A 20,915-nucleotide genomic window follows, 5' to 3' on the forward strand; every position below is an offset into this window, starting at 1 on the left:
CAAGCCGGCCCTCATTTTTTTTGCACGCCCCGGAGCTTTCATGACTTCCCCGACACAACCCCCTGTTGAAGCGGCCGACATCGTCGATCCGGCCAGCGCCGACGGCGTTGAAAAAGCCGAGATCCCGGCGTTCAAGTTTCCGTTCAAGCCGGGTGAACTGGCAGGGGCAAAGAATGCCGCACAGCCGTGGTACAAAAACGGCGCCAAGAACGGCCACACCAAGTCGCCAGGCATGGCGCCACCGGGTACGCGTCGGTCCATGGGTAAACGCTGAGGGTAATAAGTCGCACGCTGTGTCGACTATTGCCTACAAAACCGGCTGAAATTTCTGATTGTAGGCTTGCGGCCCTTTCTTGAAAGTTTGCACAGCCTTTGCCGTACCCCCTCCACGGTTTAACCGGAACGGGGTGCGGTGAGGCGGCTCTTTCTGGAAAAGGACGTTCCCCGTGGCCCTGATACACATCTGTGTACTGCTTGCCCTGTTGCTGTCGGTCGATGCCGTGGCAGCCGATGATCACGCTCGCGGCGAAATCCGTTTTGGCGTTGCCGCGCAATTTCCTTCGTTCCAGAGCCGAAACCCGCAAGGGGAATTGGTGGGCCTGAACATCGAGCTGGGCAACGCTTTATGTGCGCAGATGAATGTGCGCTGTACCTGGGTTGACCAGGTGCTTGTCGAAGATTTCAGCGCCCTTGAGGCCAGGCAGTTCGATGCGATCATGGGCATGGCCCCCACGACGAAACGTCGGCGCTGGGCGAGCTTCACCAATAATCTCTATCCCTTCACCACGCGCCTGGTGGCCCATAGGAACTCCGGCCTGCTGCCCAATGTAAAGTCACTGAGGGGCAAGCGGGTTGGGGTTTTGCTGGGGAGCAACCGCGAAGCCTTCGCGCGGTCGAAGTGGGCACGCAGGGGCGTGATCATCAAGAGCTTCTGGCTCAATGACGATCTGGTCCGCAGCCTGGTGGCGGGGGAAATCGATGCGACCTTGCAGGGCACCGTGGAAATTCGTGAAGCCCTGCTCGACACCGCCGACGGCGAGCATTTCGACTTCCTCGGCCCCGCCATTTCAACCGATCTGTTGGGCGACGGCGTAGCGATCGCGGTGCGCAAGCCCGACACGGCCTTGCGCAACGAACTCAACCACGCCCTAGAGCAACTGATGCACAACGGCGAGTACCAACGGATCATCCAGCCCTACCGGCTGGACGACACTTCCGCCACGCCATGAATCCGTATCGGTCACCACACCCATCCTTCAGGAATCCACACTACGCCGCGCGTAACGCGATAAACGCATAATTGGCCGGCACCTCGGTGGCAATCCGCGCGCCGGCATCGAGCACCTGTTCGGCGATGTCCAGCCCGGACACATGAAACACCCATTCATTGGTCACGGACGGTTGTTCAATCGCCTGTTCAATCGCCTGGGCGAATGCGCCCATGTCCGGCAGGTAGGCGGTAAACCCATCACCCTTGAGTGCCGTGGTGCGAATGCCCAGCAAGGCGCAGACCGCTTCCTTGGTCTGCACATCGTCGCGGTCGGCCTGGCGTGAAAGGCGGATCAGCTCCGTCAGCTCCGGGTCGACCAACGCTCCACCCACGATCAGCGCCGGGCCCTGCTCCCAGGATTCCGGCGGGCAATCCTTGGCGGCGGGGTTCAACGGGATGTGCGGGTTGATCTCCATCGGGTAGATGCGGCACACCAATGGGCGCCGCGCATAGATGCGGCACAAGTTGTCCTCGTCAAGATTCTGGCAGCGTCCGGCGTTGTAGGCGGCAAAAGTGATTGCCACAAACGCTTGGGTATTGCCGCTGGGCACCACCACCGAACGGCGTTCGGCATGCTCGCGTTGCTGTGGCGGCAGGCCCAGGCCATTGCCGAGGAAACCCTCCACCAGCACGATGACATTACCGCCGTCCGCCGCCCACATGCGGGCTTCGGCGAGGGTCAGGGGCACATGGTGGTCGGAGCAGCATTTGCCACAACCTACGCAGGAAAAATGAGTGTTCATGGCGGATCTGTTACCAGGCTAGGTCGGAGGGCACGCTGGAGCGGTGACGGGTTTTTACCTCTGTTCTCCGCTCCCCTGGGTCTGGAAGCAAGTTATGCGCCAGCGCCTGTCAGTCGTCGCTGACGATGTCCCGCAGTACAAAGACCATGCCCGCGCTTTCATACAGGTGCCGGGCGCGCAGGTTGCGCTCCAGTACCTTGAGGTCCACATAGGGTTCGCCGCGTTGCTTGAACACCTGGAAGCTGTGCAGCAACAAGGCCCGGCCCAGTCCCTGGCCCTGGGCGCAGGGATGCACGCAGAGGTTCTTGATGAATGCGCTGGTCCAGCATTGGGCCACGCCGAGGATGCCCGCGTCGTTGCTGGCCACCAGGCACAGCGTGGGATCGAATTCGGCATCGGTGACGAACTGCTGCTGCCAGGTGTGCAGGTTGGACACGCGGCCACCGCCTTGTTCCTGGGCCATGCGCAGCACCGCATGAATCGCCGGGGCGAGTTCGTCGCGGTAATGCTCCAGCCGCGTGTTGCTGGGCCACTGCGGTGCGGGCAGGCTGCCGCGCAGGTCGCGGCGCAGCAGCTGGAAATACTCAGGCACCGCTTACAGGCCTTTTTCGGCCACGCTCTTGGCGGCAACCACCAGGCACTTGGTCAATTCCGGTGAGGAAAACTTGGTCAGTACCGCATCCGCCCCGGCCAGGCGAGCTTTCTCACTGTTCATCGCACTGTCCAGCGAGGTGTGCAGCAGTACGTAGAGGTCCTGGAAGTCCGGGGTTTCACGCAGGGTGCGGGTGAGGGCATAGCCGTCCATCTCGGACATCTCGATGTCCGACACCACCACATTGATCTGCGCGCCGGTGCCTTGCAGCTCCAGCAGCACGTCGATTGCCTCTTTGGCGCTGCGCGCGGTATGGCAGGTCAGGCCGAGGTTGCGCAGGGTGTGCACCGATTGCTGCAGGGCGACCTGGCTGTCATCCACCACCAGAATCCGTGCATTGCCGAGCAGTTCGGCCTCTTCCATGGTCAGGTCGGTCGGCGCCACTTCAATCGGTGCTGGCGCGATGCCGTGGATGACTTTTTCGATGTCCAGCACCTGTACCAGGCCGCCTTCGACCTGGGTCACTCCCGTAATAAACGCGCGATTACCGCCGGAGCCGTAGGGCGGCGGGCGGATATCGGTGGTCAGGCAATGCACAATCTTGCTCACCGCCTGCACATGCAGGCCCTGCTTGGAGCGGCTCACGTCGGTGACGATCAGGCAGCCACCGTCCGGGTCCTCCAAGGGCATTTCCCCCAGGGCGCGACTCAGGTCGATCACCGCCAATGAGTTACCGCGCAAGGTGGCGATGCCTTTGACGTGGGGGTGGGACTCCGGCAGCTTCGTCAGCGGCGGGCAGGGGATGATTTCGCTGACTTTCAGCAGGTTGATGGCCATCAGCTTGCCGCTGCGCAAGGTAAAGAGCAGAAGCGAGAGTGAGTCTGCGCGGGCTTTGGTGGTGGACATAAAAACCTTCTGTGGATCAGGGATGACAATCTTCTATAGAGGGTTATCGACCCAGTCGCTGGAAACTGTAGGCGCGATCAGGGCCCTTGGTATCAGCCGCTCCACACCTGCGGGTTCACCAGGTCTTGCGGGCGCTGGCCGAGCAGGGCGCTGCGCAGGTTGTCTACGGCGCGGTTGGCCATGGCTTCGCGGGTTTCATCCGTGGCTGAGCCGATATGCGGCAGGGTCACGGCATTGCTCAACTGGAACAGTGGCGACTCGGCCAGCGGTTCCTTTTCATACACGTCCAGCCCGGCGCCGCGAATGGTCCGGTTCTGCAGGGCCTGGATCAGCGCCGGTTCGTCTACCACCGGGCCACGGGAAATATTCACCAGGATCGCGCTCGGCTTCATCAGGCCCAGCTCGCGCGTGCTGATCAGGTGGTGGGTTTTTTCGCTCAGTGGCACCACCAGGCAAACGAAATCCGCCTCGGCCAGCAACTGCTCCAGGCTGCGGAACTGCGCGCCCAGTGTCTGCTCGAGCTCGACCTTGCGGCTGTTGCCGCTGTACAGAATCGGCATGTTGAAGCCCAGGCGCCCGCGACGGGCCACGGCCGCGCCGATATTGCCCAGGCCGACGATGCCCAGGGTCTTGCCGTGCACGTCGCAACCAAACAAGGGCGCGCCGACACTGGCTGTCCACTGGCCGGCCTTGGTCCAGGCGTCCAGCTCGGCTACCCGCCGCGCGCTGCTCATCAGCAGGGCGAACGCCAGGTCGGCGGTGCTTTCGGTGAGCACGTCAGGGGTGTTGGTGAGCATGATCCCGCGTTCATTAAAGTACGGCACATCGTAGTTGTCGTAGCCCACCGACACACTCGACACCACTTCCAGCTGGCTCGCGCCTTCGAGCTGTGCGCGGCCCAGCTTGCGGCCCACGCCAATCAAACCGTGGGCGTGGGGCAGGGCGTCGTTGAATTGCGCGCTGATGTCGCCCAGCTTGGGGTTGGGCACGATCACCTCGAAATCCTGTTGCAGGCGCTCGATCATGGGCGCGGTGATGCGGCTGAAGGCGAGGACAGTCTTTTTCATGGCAGGCGGGCTCATCGACTACGGAAGAATGCCAGGCACGCTAACATTCCTGATTGAGATTGTCAGGGTTGCGCCGAACCACATTTGATCTCCAGCGTCCGGTAGAAATCAGTTCGCCATCCGCACACCGCCCAAACTGCCGCTCAATTCATACGCCACCAATTCCGCCTGGTGCGCCGCCAGAATCTCCGGCAATGAACCGCGCAGGTACTCCACCCAGGTCTTGATCTTCGCATCCAGGTACTGGCGCGATGGGTAGATGGCGTACAGGTTCAGCTCCTGGGAGCGGTAATTAGGCATCACCCGTACCAGCGTGCCATTGCGCAGCCCTTCGATAGCCGCGTACACCGGCAACAGGCCAACGCCCATGCCGCTGGTGATCGCGGTTTTCATCGCGTCGGCCGAGTTCACCAGGAACGGCGACGTGTTGATCGCCACGCTTTCCTGGCCTTCGGGGCCGTTGAAGGTCCACTTGTCCAGCTGGATCACCGGGCTGACCAGGCGCAGGCAGGCGTGGTTGAGCAGGTCATGGGGGCGGTGCGCGCAGCCCTTGGCCTTGACGTAATCCGGCGAGGCACAGGCGATGCTGTAGGTGATGCCCAGGCGTTGGGACACGAAGCCCGAATCCGGCAGCTCGCTGGCCAGCACGATGGACACGTCGTAGCCCTCATCGAGCAGGTCCGGCACGCGGTTGGCCAGGGTCAGGTCGAAGGTTACGTCCGGGTGAGTGCGGCGGTAGCGGGCAATGGCGTCGATGACGAAATGCTGGCCGATGCCGGTCATGGTGTGCACTTTCAACTGCCCGGCGGGGCGCGCATGCGCATCGCTGGCTTCGGCCTCGGCTTCCTCGACATACGCCAGGATCTGTTCACAGCGCAGCAGGTAGCGTTTACCCGCCTCGGTGAGGGCAATGCGGCGAGTGGTGCGGTTGAGCAAGCGGGTTTGCAGATGGGCCTCAAGGTTGGAGACCGCGCGCGAGACGTTGGCGGTGGTGGTGTCCAGTTGCGCGGCGGCGGCGGTGAAACTGCCGGCTTCGGCCACGCAACTGAAGGCGCGCATGTTTTGCAAAGTGTCCATGGAGTGTTCTCAAGGGAGATGACAAATTGTGACAGAAAGTTACGCAGACCAGTGATCCCTACCAATGGATTATCGCTTGAACGGTAACAAAGATTCACAGGAATGCCTGCTTATCGTCCTTCGTGGCGCCGCCTAGAATTGCGCCACCTCTCCCCGCTACACCATCCCAGGAATTCGTTCGCCGTGCCGCGTCGCATCAGCAGAGAGCTGAAGACTCTCATTTACAGGGGGCTGAAGGCTCTCAGTGTCTGCGCCTTATCGTTAGCAATCAGCGGCTGCATCGGAACCGGAGGAATCGCCCCCCAAGGCCAGGCCCTCAACGCCAATACCCTGGCCACCGACGAAGCGATCCAGAGCGCCGCCAGGGACGCACACTGGCCCACCGCACAATGGTGGCAAGCCTACGGCGACCCCCAGCTCAACCGCTGGGTCGAACTCGCCACCCGCGACAGCCCGAGCATGGCCATGGCCGCCGCGCGGGTGCGTGAGGCGCGGGCCATGGCCGGGGTCGCCGAGTCGGCCGAGTCGTTGCAGATCAACGGCGACACCACCCTCAAGCGCCACAACTGGCCGAAGGATCAGTTCTACGGCCCCGGTGACCTGAGCGGCGCCAACACCTGGGACAACAATGCGTCCCTGGGCCTGAGCTACGCCCTCGACCTGTGGGGCCGTGAAAGCAACGCCACCGAGCGCGCCGTGGACCTGGCCCATATGAGCGCCGCCGAAGCGCGCCAGGCCCAGCTCGAACTGCAAAACAATGTGGTGCGCGCCTATATCCAACTGTCGTTGCACTACGCCAACCGCGATATCGTCGCCGCCACTCTGGCCCAGCAACAGCAGATCCTCGACCTGGCCAATAAACGCCTCGACGCCGGCCTTGGCACTCATCTTGACGTAAGCCAGGCGCAAACCCCGTTGCCGGAAACCCACCGCCAACTGGACGCTCTCGACGAAGAAATCGCCCTGAGCCGTAACCAGCTGGCGGCGTTGGCGGGCAAGGGGCCGGGGCTGGGCGCACAGGTGCAACGCCCGAGCCTGTCCCTTGCCGCGCCGCTGAAACTGCCCTCCAGCGTGCCCGCGCAATTGCTCGGCCAGCGTCCGGACGTGGTCGCCAGCCGCTGGCAAGTGGCAGCGCAGGCGCGCGGCATCGATGTGGCACACGCCGGTTTCTACCCCAACGTCGATCTGGTCGGCAGCCTCGGTTACATGGCCACCGGTGGCGGCATGCTGGAGTTCCTGGCCGGAAAAAAATTCAACTACAGCGTCGGCCCGGCGATCACCTTGCCGATTTTCGACGGTGGCCGCCTGCGTGCCGAACTGGGCGAAGCCAGCGCCGGTTACGACATCGCCGTGGCGCGCTACAACCAGACCCTGGTCAACGCGCTCAAGGGCATCAGCGACCAGTTGATCCGCCGCGAATCCATGCACAAGCAAGCGACCTTCGCGGCGCAGTCGGTGGCCTCGGCGCAGAAAACCTACGACATCGCGATGATCGCCTACCAGCGCGGCCTCACCGATTACCTCAATGTGCTCAACGCCCAGACCCTGCTGTTTCGACAACAACAGGTCGAGCAGCAGGTACAGGCCGCTCGGCTGAGCGCCCACGCCGAACTGGTGACCGCCCTGGGCGGCGGCCTCGAGGCCGGCAGGGACGTACCCCCGAACACCAAGACCCTCCCCAGCAAAACCCCGGCGGCGCTGGCCGTGTTTGATCACTGAGTAGGATTTGATGACGCCCTTGCCCGCCCCCCTTCGCTGGCTGCTTGCCCTTGAGTGGCGGCGTGGTTTTTTCGACTGGGCACGCAGCGATGGCGTGACCTGGGTATACATCTTCAAGGTGCTGATCGCCGCGTTCCTCACCCTATGGCTGGCCATGCGCCTGGAGCTGCCGCAACCGCGCACCGCCATGATCACCGTGTTTATCGTGATGCAACCGCAGAGCGGCCAGGTGTTCGCCAAGAGCTTCTATCGCTTCCTCGGCACTCTGGCCGGATCGGCGGTGATGGTGTTGCTGATCGCGTTGTTTGCGCAGAACACCGAACTGTTCCTCGGCGCGTTGGCGATCTGGGTCGGCATTTGCACCGCCGGCGCCACGCGCAACCGCAACTTCCGCGCCTATGGGTTTGTATTGGCCGGCTACACGGCGGCGATGGTCGGCTTGCCGGCCCTGGCCCATCCAGAAGGTGCCTTTATGGCGGCGGTGTGGCGGGTGCTGGAAATCTCCCTGGGGATTCTGTGCTCCACGCTGGTCAGCGCGGCGATCCTGCCGCAGACCTCCAGCGCCGCCATGCGTAACGCGCTGTACCAGCGCTTTGGCGTATTCGCGTTGTTTGTCACCGACGGCCTGCGTGGGCGTAGCCGGCGCGAAGGGTTCGAGGCCAGTAACGTGCGCTTTATCGCCGAAGCCGTGGGCCTGGAAGGGCTGCGCAGCGTCACGGTGTTTGAAGACCCGCACATGCGGCGGCGCAACGGTCGGCTCAGTCGCCTCAACAGCGAATTCATGAGCATCACCACACGCTTCAACGCCTTGCACCAGTTGCTGGAGCGGCTGCGCACCGACGCCGCCGATCACGTGGTGGCCGCGATCAAACCCGGCCTGCAGGACCTGGCCGAAGTGCTCGACGGTTTCTCCGGCCGCGCGCTCACCAGCCCCGACGCCGCACGCCTGGTCAACCAGCTCAGCGCCTACAAGGACGGCCTGCCGGCCAAGGTACGCAGCCTGCGCGCGCGTTTCCAGGAAGGTCAGCCAAGCGAAGACGAGCAGTTGGACTTTCACACCGCCTACGAGTTGCTCTACCGCTTCGTCGACGACCTGCACAACTACGCGCAGACCCATGCGTCCCTGGCCGACCACAGCCATGCACGTGAGCAGTGGGATGAAACCTTTACCCCCAAGACCAACTGGCTGGCCTGTGCCGCTTCGGGGATTCGCGCGTCATTTATCCTGATTGTGCTGGGCAGTTACTGGGTGGCCACGGCCTGGCCCAGTGGCGCCACCATGACCCTGATCGCCGCCGCCACCGTCGGCCTGTCCGCCGCCACGCCCAACCCCAAGCGCATGGCATTCCAGATGGCCTGCGGCACCTTGATCGGTGCGCTGGTGGGGTTTGTCGAAATGTTCTTCGTGTTCCCTTGGATCGACGGCTTTGCGCTGCTGTGCCTGATGCTCGCGCCGGTGATCATCCTCGGCGCTTTCCTCGCGTCACGCCCGCAATACGCGGGTGTCGGCGTAGGCCTGCTGATTTTCTTCAGCACCGGTTCGGTGCCGGACAACCTCACGGTCTACAACCCCTACACCTTTATCAACGACTACATCGCCATGGTCATCGGCATGTTGGTGTGCGCCGCCGCTGGCGCAATCATCCTGCCGCCCAACAGCGGCTGGTTGTGGCGCCGCCTGGAGCAAGACCTGCGCGAGCAAGTGGTGTACGCGATCAGTGGCAAGCTCAAGGGCCTGGCGTCGAGTTTCGAGAGCCGTACCCGCGATCTGTTACACCAGGCCTACGGCCTCGCCGGCGGCCAGCCTCAAGTACAGCGCGACCTGCTGCGCTGGATGTTCGTGGTGCTGGAAGTGGGCCACGCGATCATCGAGTTGCGCAAGGAACAGGCGATCCTGCCGGTGCACCCGGCGTACGCCGAATCCCAGCCGTGGCGCCAGGCTATCCGCGTGATGGGCCGCTCGCTGGTACGCCTGTTCCTGCAGCCGAGCGCCAGCAACCTGGAGCGCGGGCTGATCGCCGTCGACCACGCTATCAGCCGCGTGCAGGCCACCGACGAACCCTTCGCCCCGCACTTCGACACCTCGGCCCTGCGCCGGGTGAAAAGCTACCTGCATTTTATCCGCACCTCATTGCTGGACCCGCAATCGCCGCTGGCGGCGCTCAAAGGAACCCCGAATGCCCCGTGAAATCGCCTTCCACGGCCTCTACATGCCGACCATGACCCTGATGTTCCTGGTTGCCGCCGTATTGGCCTGGGCCCTGGACCGCCTCCTGGCCGGGTTCGACCTGTACCGTTTTTTCTGGCACCCGGCGTTGCTGCGCCTGAGCCTGTTCGTTTGCCTGTTCGGCGCCCTGGCGCTGAGCGTCTACCGTTGAGAATGCCCCGATGAAAAAGTTTTTCAGCCTGCTCGCCACGTTGCTGGTTCTGGCCTTGGCGATCTGGATTGGCCGCACGCTGTGGGTGCATTACATGGAAACACCCTGGACTCGCGACGGCCGCGTGCGCGCCGACATCATCAACGTGGCGGCCGACGTCACAGGCGTTGTGGTCGACGTACCGGTGCGCGATAACCAGTTGGTGAAAAAGGGCGACCTGCTGATGCAGATCGACCCCGAGCACTACCGCCTCGCCGTCAAACAGGCACAAGCCCTTGTGGCCTCGCGCAAAGCCACCTGGGAAATGCGCAAGGACAACGCCCACCGCCGCGCCGACCTCGACGCGCTGGTGATCTCCAGGGAAAACCGCGACGACGCCAGCAACATTGCCGACTCCGCGTTCGCCGATTACCAACACGCGCTGGCGCAACTGGAAGCGGCCGAACTCAACCTCAAGCGCACGCAAGTGCTGGCGGCCGTCGACGGCTATGTCACCAACCTCAACGTGCACCGCGGCGACTACGCGCGCATCGGCGAAGCGAAGATGGCGGTGGTGGATATGAACTCGTTCTGGGTGTATGGCTTCTTTGAAGAGACCAAATTGCCCCATGTGAAGGTGGGCGATAAAGCTGACATGCAGTTGATGAGCGGCGAGACGCTGAAGGGGCATGTGGAAAGCATCTCGCGCGGCATCTATGACCGCGACAACCCCGAAAGCCGGGAGCTGATTGCGGATGTGAACCCCACGTTCAACTGGGTGCGCCTGGCCCAGCGGGTGCCGGTGCGGATTCATATTGATCAGGTGCCGGAGGGTGTACTGTTGGCGGCCGGCATCACCTGCACCGTCATCGTTGACCCGACGAAAAACTAAAATGTGGGAGCGTGTCAGGCCTTGATAAAGGTCTCATGCAGATGACGCCACAATAGCGCGCCACTGGCCTGCTTCTCGAACACTACGGTGGCCCGCCGATCCGTCCGCGTGCCGCTGTCATCGACCTGATGCTCGCGATAGGTCACCGTCGCACCCCGTGCATGCCGATCAATCCCGGTCATTTCGCTCAGGGTGATCTTCAACCCCGGGCGCATCCCGCCCAGGCGAGTGAACAGGGCATTGACTCCGGCCGCATTCACCCGCGTGCCGGTGGCGGGGGCGACCATGCTGAATTCAGGCGAGAAGCGCGCCAGCAGATTTTGCAGGGTGCCCTCAGGCGCGACGCCGGCAAACCATTGTTCGATCTCGACGTGGGTCTGGATCACTTCTTCGAAAAAATCGCTGTAGTCGATCATTTACAAACTCCCCTTCAAACCAAAGCGTTTCTTCAACACGGTTTCCAATAATCCCTTGGGCAACAACGCCGCCATCCACGGCAACGCCCGGCTGCCATTGCCCGAACGCAGCAGGCGTGGTGGCTGGGGCTGTTGCACGGCTTTGAGCACATCCGCCGCAAACTCACTGGCAGGCGTCGGCTTGTCCTGGGAGGCTTGGCTGCGTGCGCGAATCCCCTCGCGCAACGGCCACCACGGCGATTGTTCGTTGATCAACAGTTCGGCCTGGGCGCCGGCGTTTTTTGCAAAGCTTGTGTCGATGGCGCCGGGCTGCACTTCCATCACTCGGATGCCAAACGGTGCCAACTCCATGCGCAATGCGTCGCTCAGCGCATGCACGGCGGCTTTGGAGGCGCAGTAGGCGCCGGCAAATGGCGTGACCAAAACGCCGGACACGCTGCCGATATTCACCACCAGGCCTTTGCGTTTGCGCAGGGCCGGGAACAGTGCCTGGGTCACGCCGACAATAGAGAACACATTGGTCTCGAACTGGCGCTGCATCGCCTCGGTGCCGCCGTCGAGCAACGGACCCATGGCGCCGTAGCCGGCGTTGTTGATCAGTACATCCAGTTCGCTCAGGTTTGCCGCCAGGGTTTTCAGCGCTTCGGCGTCGTTCACGTCCAGCAGCACGGCATGAAAGCCGGCATTGTTGAGGGCGATCACGTCGTCTTCGCGGCGGGCGCTGGTCAGCACGTCATAGCCCGCCGCCTTGAAGGCATCGGCGAGGGCGCGGCCGATGCCGCTGGAGCAACCGGTGATGAGTACGTTGGGCATGGATCAGTCCTTGTTTGAGCCGAGCAGCTATTGGCGCGCGTGGTTTTTGGCGCACGGCAGGGGCACGTTGGCACTCTGGTAAACACCGATCCTAACGGCCTGTGGGGGAAAAACCAATTTAGCCGTTGGTCTGTTTTTACGCAGAGCCTGTCAGAACTCACAGGTTCTTTTTTACCCCTCTGCAGACTATGTTTCGATCCATGTTGGGGGATTATCGCCAAGGTGGTAAACAGCTATGGAATCGAACAACGATCGTCTACTGCGCAACCTTGTTGACTCGCCGGATTCGGTGCACTCGGAAGCAGGCAAAGTCAGTTTCATCGATGCCATGCAAGAACTGGGTATCGAGTCGGTGTTTGACATCATTCGCCAGTCGAAGACGCAGTTTGTCGAGCGCCTGGGCGAGATATGTGAGGCCGACGGTTCATTGGCCTACGACAATGCCATGTGTTACGCCGGGCAAATCGCCAGCCTGTTCCGTGAACATCAGGTGTCCAGCGGGCGATCCCAGCACCAGAGTCAGCGCAGTGGCGTGCGGGCACTGGTCGATGTGGGCCCCGGTTACCCCAACCTGTTCAAGGAAAATTGGGACCAGTTCTGCAAAGTCGGCGCCCTGGCAGCGCTCGATTCGCCGGTGGCTTACCTCAACTCGCTGTTTCACTTCGCCACGCGCACCCTGGAAACGTCCGGGCAAGGCACGCAACCCAAAATCAGGCTCAATACGCGGCGTCCCGATATCGCCAGCCTGGTGATCGACCAGCACAGCACGTTTACCCCCAGGCCTATGCTGGAGCTGGTCAATGATGTGCTCAAGAACGATATCCAAAAGTACCTGCAAGGCAAGCCGGATCAGAACAAACCGATCTACGAGGTGCTGGCCGAGCGGCGTCACCCCTTCCTGTTTCCCTATAACTTTGCCCATCATCAATGCCAGCTTGGGTTGACCGCGAAGAAACTTGAATTGGGTGTGATGAATTATCGCGCCAGTATGGCGCTGCCGTTGACTCAAGAGGTGTTCAGCCAGTTCGGCTCCGTGAATTATTCACCCCTGGAGTCTCAGAAGTTGTTAACCGGGCTGAGCCCGCAACAACAGCAACTGCTGATAGAACCTTCATTGTTCAGCACGTTTTATTTATCGAAGACTGAGTTGTCGGCAGGTAAGCACTGGAGAGGGCCGGGGACTTCGCATTTGCGGCCGCATTCGGCGCTTAGCTCGGGGTTTGTACTGCCTCTGATACAGCTCACAGTCCTGAATGTTCAGCCTTATGCGGACAAGTTGATCGTCGGTTCCAGCGGTATCAATCTGGCCACCCTGATGTTCTCCGCGGCTGGGCAGTCGCCAGTGTCTTTAGGCGCGGTTGAGTTGGGGTCAACCACACCAAGGAGCGCCTCTATTTGGCGTTTCAATCATGCGCACACAGCTTCAAGTAATGTCATTGGTCCAAGTATTCGCTGGAGGCCTACCGTACCGTTTCCATCCCAGCCGGGTTACCGCACCTCGTTCACGGTGACCACGACTGCGGGGCCTGTGGCCTCACCCACTCAGCTGGCGACACTCAGCTTTACGCTGATACTGGATGACACCGTTACCTGGACCGATGCGCAGGAGGCGTTCTTCCAAAAGAGTTATGGCTTGCATAGCGAAGCGTTGATCGACCTGAAGCATTTCATGCAGCAGACGGAATTGAACGCCGAACAAGTCGAGGCGCTCTTGTCACAGCGCACGCACGCTCCTCGCCTGTCGCCCAATTGCCCGTCGAAAAACCCGCAGCACCTGTCCCCGAATATTGGCGCCCCTTATCCCCACGCCAATCACTACGGCGCCTGCTATGTCAACGGTCACGGTTCCGACCGCTACGACAGTGTCGTGCCCGCCACCACGGCGTCTATTCGCAAGGATCAATTTGATAACTCGATGGGGTTGCGTGAGGTTAAGCAAGAGAATCGCGCGAGCTGGTACCTGACCAAGACCTCGGCAAACCGCCTCGACCGCCTGCAGCGCATGATCCGTTTGCAGAGGTGGTTCGGTATCCCGTTTGCCGAATTGGATACGCTGATCATCAGCGCCATTCGCAGCGAGGGCGAAGACAACCTGGGCATGGACCTGAACACCAATACCCTGCGCACGTTGGGGGTGTATCGCTACCTCAGCCAGCGCTATAGCGTGCAGCCCGAGGAGTTTGCGGCGTTCCTGCATGACCTTACGCCCTATGCCACGGGCGATCGTGTGTCGCTGTTCGATCAGGTCTTCAACGTAGATGGCTCGGCGCTGTTTGGCGCACCGCTGGTCCTCGATCAGCAGCCGTTCCAAGCTTCAGGTTCGGGCATGGACGCCACGTCGAAGAGAACGGTATCGCAACTGTGTGCCGGCCTCGGGTTACAGCCCACCGAAACGTCCTTCCTGCACTTTGCCAGCCGTACAGTCGCCTATGTCGGTACGCTCAAGCGCGACCTGGCTACGGTGTCCTCCTTGTACCGCCAAGCCCGCATCGCGCAATTGTTCGGCTTATCGGCGCGGGAAGGTATGGCATTGGTCGATTTGTTGGGGGGGGAACATTTCCAGCGTTTGCTCTGCACAGGTCGACTGCCCGCGCAGAAACAGTTGAGACTCGAAGAGTTTCGACTGACGGGCCGCTCTGCCGATGCCGATCTGGATATCCAGTTGAGGCTGGTTGTAGAGAGTAGTGAGGAGGGACATGAAATATACCTGTTACCAGGTTCGACGCTGCACGTAATGGTGGGGGATTATTTCGATACGCCGATGGGGTTGACGCAGTTCACAGTGGTGCGGGCACCAGATCTTGGCGATCTGGACGGTTTCTTGATGAACCCTGACGGAGGTCCACTGACCCTTGCGCCTGTAGCGCAAGGAGGCCGCCTCTCGTTGAGTGGCTGTCGGGTGCGTTCAGACGGGCTGCAAGCATTGTTTAATAACCCGACGACGGGCAAGCATTTGCTGGTACGGCGCGGGGTAGCGACCCGGCAAGAGCTGGCGGTGACCACGACGGCGTTCCATTATTTCAGTGGAAGCGTCAATGACATTCTTGATGTTCTCATGCAAATGGATTGGGCCGTCAACTGGCTCAAGGAAACCAGGCAAAGCGTCAGCCAGGTGCGAGCGTTGTTGGGGCTTGACGCCAGTGATTACCTACCGCCCAAGGGCTTGACCGACCGCGTGGCGCCCATGGTCGAGGAGACCGTGGCGGCCCTCGTCACGGATCGCCAACTGCTGGATTTGAACCTGCCGACTCATGAGCCGGCCCGCAACGCCGCGGAACCTGGCGTAGCCATCGACTGGCGCCAGATCCTGATGCCGCTTCTTGATCAACAAGGCTTGGTCAAGACCTTGCTGCTGCAGATCGTCGATAACACTCAGGGCCAGTTGTTAGCGGCCCTGAGCGGTTTGCTTGCGCCTCTGGCGCTAGCGCCAGAGGTCAAGGCCCAGTGCCTGGACAAGCTGGGCGGGTTGCTGTTGGCCGCGCACGATAAGCAGTTGCGTGTCATTGAAGGGCTGGCCCAGGAAATGGCTAACCTGCCCATGGATCGCACCCTGGTGGTGGTGCGTTGGGCAGGAACCACCGTCTACGACTTCCTGTCGTCCGTGTTGGATGAGGCGGGCTTGCGCAAGGGGGCCGAGCCAATGGCCGTCTCGTTGATCGACCAGCTTCAATCGGTATTGCGTCACGCGCAGGTGGCGCTGCAGCTGGGTTTGAGCACCGCTGCCTTAAGGGTCTTCCTGGTCAAGCCCGATTGGCTGAAGGCGTGGGCAAGCGCGGCATTGTCATTCGAAAGTTTCTATTTATTGGGCCGCTACAGCCAATGGTTCGATGGCCAGAGCCGGGCCGAGGAAGCGCTGTTGGGGTATTTCATCAACAGTAACCGGCCACAGCCCAAGCGCGCGAGCAAAGCCACACGCAATGCCTTTAACGGCGAGATGGCCGAGGCGCTGGCCACGCTGTTGGGATGGCGCCCGGAAGAAGTCAGGCGCTTGTTCGCGCATTTTCCCAAAGGCCGTGCGTGCTCCATGGCCGAGGTGGACTGGGTACGGCGCTGCCAGCAGGTGTGTAACCAAAGTGGTTTGTCGGCGGCAGATGTGTTGGGCACCACGCAGTTGACTGCCGCCAGCAGCATGGCTTCCTGGCAGGCGGTAGGCGAAGCCGTGATGGCCGCCAGCCGTTGACCGAGTGCATCGCCCCGCGGAGGGTTAAGAATGCCCACATCCATTGATAGCCAGCTCAACGAAACCTTGCGCGATGCCCTGGTGGGCTATTACCTGGACGAGGTGGTGCCCAACGCCAGCGAATTTGTCAGCACCGGGCTCCATACACGGATCAAGACCGCCAACGACCTCTACGAATACAAGTTGCTGGATGTGCAGGTCAGCCAAGCCGTGGCTACCAGCCCGGTGGCGTCGGCGATCGCCAGTGTGCAGCAATACATCAACGCGGCGCTGATGGGCATGGAGCCGGGGTACGAAACCAAGGTGATGGAAGATCACCTGATCACCCAATGGCGCGATATCAACAGCCAGTACCCGATCTGGGCGGCCAACCAGCAGTTGCGCTATTACCCGGAGGTGTACATCGACCCGTCGTTGCGGCTGAGCAAGTCGAGTTATTTCCAGCAACTGGAAAACGACCTGAACCAGAACAAGATCCACATCGACACCACCCAGGAAGCGGTACTGGCCTACCTGGCCAGTTTCGAGGAGGTGGCCAACCTGACGATCATCAATGGCTACATCAGCACCGATGACTTCAGGAATGGCATGTACTACTTCATCGGCAAGTCCCGAGCCGAAAGCGTGTATTACTGGCGCTCGGTGGACATGTCCCAGCGTACCTACAAGGACCTCAACAGCCCTAACCCCGACCGGCCGAAGTTCGATTACCCGCAACCGGGGGCCTGGTCGGACTGGCACAAAGCCAACCTGCCGATCTCGGCCAGTGCCATTGAGCGCACGATCCGCCCGGTGCTGTTCAACAATCGCTTGTTCATATTCTGGGTCGAGTGCATCGACAGCAGCCCGGATGCACTGACGGTCGAACACAGCCAGGCTCCGGCGCCCGGCACCCCGGTGACCACGGTCAAGAGCAACCCGATGCTGCGCCTGAACCTGGTCTACAAGAAATACGATGACAGTTGGAGTGTGCCGCAAACCATCATCGAAGCCTGGAGCGAGGCCCCGCAGTTCAAGACTGAAGACCTGGATAAGTGGGTCGAGAGTATTGCGGTGCATGACGGTTCGAGTACGCCGGATTCGATGTTTGTGGCGATGTATGGCGGGTATGTCGCGGGCAGTAGTTTGGACGGTTCGCAGGATCAATATGCTTTCTTGAAAACAGCGTTAATTGACAAGAACTTTAATGTCACACCGTTGTTTCCAAAGCGGGGGTATGTGCCCAGTATCGGAACAGCTTCGGACATTAAAGCGCCTCAGGTGTTAAGGTTGGGGCGGTTGTTTGCGCATGATAATAAAGGACGATTTCAGTTCAGGATGACTGGCTACACTATTGGGTTGAAGGATGTTGTGACGACGTCGCCGCACTCTGACAAACAGTCATGGAATTACGGTGGTTTGCAGAGCTGCGTTGCAGAACCAGTGAAGGGCGTGGATATTAATTATGACCCGGTCAGGAAAGGATTGGCGTGTAATTTCAAACTTGGCTCGACTGCCTCGTTAGTGCAGGTAATTGAGTTTGCGGCGGGCAGGGGCTATCAGGGCTCTGGGTATATATTTTTTAAATTTGTGCTGCCTTTTGATTTATCAGGCTCTGACTATGTGACCTTTTTGGCGGGGTCGACAGCCCAATTCGTTGGGCTCCCATCAATATCCGAAATGACTGCAAATAGATATTTTCATTTCAGTTTGCGTCACCAGCATAATAATTATGACGACCCTGAGGGGCGTGACTTTGTAAGGGATTCACCTCAGGATACGAAATGTACGCTAAATGTAATAGGTGAGAGTGTCATATCCATTTCTGGAAAGGTAATGCCGGTAGTGGCCGTCAAGAATTTTCGAAGTGGCGTTGGGTTATCCTCAATGAGGGTGACAGAATTTAATTCAAGTGGCATGTATTTGCGGCAAATTATTTATACGCCGATTACAACGTCTGTAGTTCCTGTTAGCGGTCTTTCGGTTCGGCGTGTTTTAAGCCCTGGGAATATGTATGATTTTCAGCCTATTAAATATTCCGATATGGTCACTTTGACTTCTGGAGGATCGCTTGTTCCAGAACATGCGCCTCCGAGTTCATTAACGTTGTTTTTGCCTATTGATTCAGAAACGTTGCTACCGGACTGGGCGGTGAGCTGGCCGGCTGGTTTAAAGAAAATTCCGTTGATTCATGGCCTCAGAGTTTTTGAAAACTTCTCTGTAGCAGGGCAGGCTACTAAGCTCACCACCGTCGAACTGGAACTGCGACCAGTCTCCGTCAACCCGCTGATCGCCCCGCGTATCAACACCCGCGCCAGTCCCACCCTGGGCGTGGCCGAGTTCATCGACTTCGCCGGCTCCGATATTCGGTACACCGATGGGTCCACCACCGTCGCCCGCCAACCGATCCGCATGAACACGTTGTTCGCCCGTGAGCTGATCAACCGCGCCAATATCGCCCTGGAAAACCTGCTGTCCTGGGAAACCCAGGGCTTGGAAGAGCCGCCCTTGACCCCGCCGGCCGCCACCAACCTGATGGATTTTCACGGCGCCAACGGCAAGTATTTCTGGGAGTTGTTCCTGCACCTGCCGTTCATGGTCAGCCACCGTCTGAACCTGGAGCAGCAGTTCGACGGCGCCGAACAGTGGCTGGGGTTTATCTTCGACCCGGCACGCAAGCGCGACAGCAGTGGCCGCCCTGACTACTGGAACGTACGGCCGTTGATGGCCGATCCGGTGGAGATGGACTACGTCAGCCGTGCCCCCGATGACCCGGACGGCATCGCCAGCAGCCACCCGGTGCGCTACCGCAAGGCGGTGTACCTGCACTACCTGAAAAACCTGCTGGACCGTGGCGATATGGCCTACCGGCAACTGACCCCCGACAGCCTGGGCGAAGCCAAGCTGTGGTACGTCCGGGTGCTGGATCTGCTGGGGCCGCGTCCGGATATCAAGCTGGTGGACCACTGGACGCCGATGACCCTGCAAGCGTTGAGCAACTCCACCAACCTTGAGTTGCGGGCGTTCGAGCAAAAGCTGATCGCCCAGGACCTGCCGCGCGATGACGCTGTCGAGGGTGATGAAGACCTGGCGCTGCCTATTTTTACCGGCCCAGGGTTGTACCTGCGCACCTTCACTCCCGACACCACCTTGAGCGACCTGGACAACGGCCACCTGCGCCTGCCGATTAACCGGCACCTGGTGCAGACCTGGGACATCGCCGAGTCACGCCTGGCCAACCTGCGCAACCACCGCACCCTGGACGGCAAACCCTTGTCGCTGCCGTTGTTCGCGGCACCGCTGAACCCGAAAGATTTGCTTGCGGCCTTCGGCCAGGGCGCGTCGGCGGGTGGGGCGGGGCGGTTGCTGGCCCAAGAGGTGCCGCACTATCGTTTCCAGGTGATGCACAGCCGTGCCATGAGTGCGGTAGACACTCTGATCCAGTTCGGCAATACCCTGTTGTCGTTGATCGAACGTAAAGAGCGGGCGCAGTTCGAGGAGATGCAAGCTCAGCAGGGTTGGGAGTTGGCGCAGTTTGCAATCGACCTGCAAAAGCAGGCGCAGAAGGTCGATCTGGAGCAGAAAAACGCTTTGCTGGCGAGCCGGGCGATGGCTGAGGGGCGCCAGGCGTATTACCGCCGATTGGCCGATGAGGTGGTGAGCGCCGAGGAGGTCAGCGCCGCGTCACTGCATATGGTGGGGCGTGTTGCGGAGGGCGTGGGGGCGTTGGCCGATATAGTCGCCGCAGCGGTGATTATTCCACCTAACGCGATAGGGGGCGGCGGAGGCGGGGTAGGGGGCGTATGCCCCGGTATACCGCCTGTTCCCAGCGCAGGCGCTTTCGGGTTCGCCTCGGCGGGTGGCTGGCGTCTGGAAGGTCTCCCCCAAATGGCGGTGGCGGCTGCAGCGGGGGCGGCGACCATGAGCCATGGTGCGGCCGAAGCATTGGACCGCGTCGAACTGTTACGGCGCCGCCACGAGGAATGGAGGCGTGCCCGCGATCAGGCCACGCTGGAAATCGAGCAGATAGATGCGCAACTGCTGCGCCATGAGGCGCAAAGCCAAGCCACTGCTCTGCATATCAAGCAAGCGGAACAGCGCCGCGACCAGGCAGTGGCCAGTTACGCCTTTTTGGGTAAGCGCTTTAGCAATGCCCAGCTGTATCAGTGGCTCAATGGCCAATTTTCCACCTTTTACTATCAGGCATATGACGCCGCCCTGGCGTTGTGCCTGGCCGCCGAAGCCTGTTGGCAGTTTGAGATTGCCGATTATTCCCGGCGGTTTATCAGGGCCGGTGTGTGGAACGACAGTTATCGCGGGTTGGGGGCGGGCGAGGCGTTGAAGTTGCAGCTGTTGCAAATGGGGTCGGCCTACCTGAGTCGCAACGAGCGCCGCCTGGAGATCACCAAGACCGTGTCGCTCAAGCGTCTCAAAACCCTGGACCCGGACGTCAACAAGGACTGGGAGGCGATTCTCGCGGATCTGTCGAGTCGAGGCGCGGTTGAGTTCGAACTGAGCGCCAAGATGTTCGACGATGATTTCCCTCGACACTTTCTGCGACGGATCCGGCGGGTGGGCGTCACACTGCCGGTGGTTCTTGGGCCGTATGAGAATGTCTGCGCAACCTTGAGCCAAACCTGGAGCGCCGTACAGATGGGCGTGGGGCTCAAGGAAAACCTGCGTGCCGGCCAGCAGATCGCGCTGTCCAGCGGGGTCGATGATGACGGCCGGTTCACGGGGGGCGATGACGGGCGTTACGCCGCGTTTGAGGGCACGGGGGCTATTTCTCGCTGGGAGTTACGTTTTACCGAGCAAGACAGTACGTGGCGCAACCGGCAGATCGCATCGCTGAGCGACATCATTGTGCACGTGAATTATACCGCCAAGGCCGGGCAGGAGTGACC

General features: G+C 60.8%; 15 protein-coding genes. 8 read left to right on the plus strand and 7 right to left on the minus strand.

Annotation, left to right across the window (positions count from 1 at the left end; genetic code table 11):
• The first annotated feature begins 40 nt into the window (after positions 1-40).
• On the plus strand, positions 41-274 hold the full coding sequence (locus AB4O05_RS09675) for a hypothetical protein (protein WP_460131368.1): 234 nt from the start codon (positions 41-43) through the stop codon (positions 272-274).
• 172 nt (positions 275-446) lie between these two features.
• Positions 447-1,229, plus strand: coding sequence for a transporter substrate-binding domain-containing protein (locus AB4O05_RS09680; RefSeq protein WP_460131367.1), 783 nt, complete (start codon positions 447-449; stop codon positions 1,227-1,229).
• 40 nt (positions 1,230-1,269) lie between these two features.
• Here the strand turns inward: AB4O05_RS09680 and AB4O05_RS09685 are convergent, their stop codons facing one another.
• From AB4O05_RS09685 to AB4O05_RS09705, 5 genes are all read right to left on the minus strand, one after another.
• On the minus strand, positions 1,270-2,013 hold the full coding sequence (locus AB4O05_RS09685) for a YkgJ family cysteine cluster protein (protein WP_460131366.1): 744 nt from the start codon (positions 2,011-2,013) through the stop codon (positions 1,270-1,272).
• Positions 2,014-2,122: 109 nt separating this feature from the next.
• Positions 2,123-2,605: a GNAT family N-acetyltransferase gene (locus AB4O05_RS09690; protein ID WP_460131365.1), complete on the minus strand. Its 483-nt coding sequence runs from the start codon at positions 2,603-2,605 to the stop codon at positions 2,123-2,125.
• 3 nt (positions 2,606-2,608) lie between these two features.
• Positions 2,609-3,511 carry a chemotaxis protein CheW gene (locus AB4O05_RS09695; RefSeq protein ID WP_460131364.1) on the minus strand — a complete coding sequence of 301 codons (903 nt, stop codon included), beginning with the start codon at positions 3,509-3,511 and terminating at the stop codon, positions 2,609-2,611.
• A 92-nt stretch (positions 3,512-3,603) separates the two neighbouring features.
• On the minus strand, positions 3,604-4,578 hold the full coding sequence (locus tag AB4O05_RS09700) for a 2-hydroxyacid dehydrogenase (protein WP_460131363.1): 975 nt from the start codon (positions 4,576-4,578) through the stop codon (positions 3,604-3,606).
• A gap of 108 nt (positions 4,579-4,686) precedes the next feature.
• Positions 4,687-5,655 carry a LysR family transcriptional regulator gene (locus AB4O05_RS09705; RefSeq protein ID WP_460131361.1) on the minus strand — a complete coding sequence of 323 codons (969 nt, stop codon included), beginning with the start codon at positions 5,653-5,655 and terminating at the stop codon, positions 4,687-4,689.
• Positions 5,656-5,838: 183 nt separating this feature from the next.
• Between AB4O05_RS09705 and AB4O05_RS09710 the strand changes: the two genes are divergently transcribed.
• The 4 genes from AB4O05_RS09710 to AB4O05_RS09725 are packed head-to-tail and all read left to right on the plus strand — an operon-like array spanning position 5,839 to position 10,623.
• Positions 5,839-7,374, plus strand: coding sequence for an efflux transporter outer membrane subunit (locus AB4O05_RS09710; protein WP_460131360.1), 1,536 nt, complete (start codon positions 5,839-5,841; stop codon positions 7,372-7,374).
• 10 nt (positions 7,375-7,384) lie between these two features.
• A complete protein-coding gene (locus tag AB4O05_RS09715; RefSeq protein ID WP_460131359.1) occupies positions 7,385-9,562 on the plus strand; it encodes an FUSC family protein in 2,178 nt (725 codons plus the stop codon).
• Positions 9,552-9,752, plus strand: coding sequence for a DUF1656 domain-containing protein (locus AB4O05_RS09720; protein ID WP_460131358.1), 201 nt, complete (start codon positions 9,552-9,554; stop codon positions 9,750-9,752). Before AB4O05_RS09715 ends, AB4O05_RS09720 begins: the two co-directional genes overlap by 11 nt.
• A 10-nt stretch (positions 9,753-9,762) precedes the next feature.
• A complete protein-coding gene (locus AB4O05_RS09725) occupies positions 9,763-10,623 on the plus strand; it encodes an efflux RND transporter periplasmic adaptor subunit (RefSeq protein ID WP_460131356.1) in 861 nt (286 codons plus the stop codon).
• Positions 10,624-10,637: 14 nt separating this feature from the next.
• Here the strand turns inward: AB4O05_RS09725 and AB4O05_RS09730 are convergent, their stop codons facing one another.
• Positions 10,638-11,039, minus strand: a complete 402-nt coding sequence (locus AB4O05_RS09730; RefSeq protein WP_104501731.1) for a DUF4440 domain-containing protein — start codon at positions 11,037-11,039, stop codon at positions 10,638-10,640.
• Entirely contained in the window at positions 11,040-11,852 is an 813-nt protein-coding gene (locus tag AB4O05_RS09735; protein ID WP_460131355.1) for an SDR family oxidoreductase, read from the minus strand.
• A 235-nt stretch (positions 11,853-12,087) separates the two neighbouring features.
• Between AB4O05_RS09735 and AB4O05_RS09740 the strand changes: the two genes are divergently transcribed.
• On the plus strand, positions 12,088-16,032 hold the full coding sequence (locus AB4O05_RS09740) for a Tc toxin subunit A (RefSeq protein WP_460164867.1): 3,945 nt from the start codon (positions 12,088-12,090) through the stop codon (positions 16,030-16,032).
• 30 nt (positions 16,033-16,062) lie between these two features.
• Entirely contained in the window at positions 16,063-20,913 is a 4,851-nt protein-coding gene (locus AB4O05_RS09745; RefSeq protein WP_460131351.1) for a Tc toxin subunit A-related protein, read from the plus strand.
• The last annotated feature ends 2 nt before the right edge of the window (positions 20,914-20,915 follow it).

The sequence above is a fragment of the Pseudomonas sp. S1_G07 genome, from assembly GCF_054668565.1.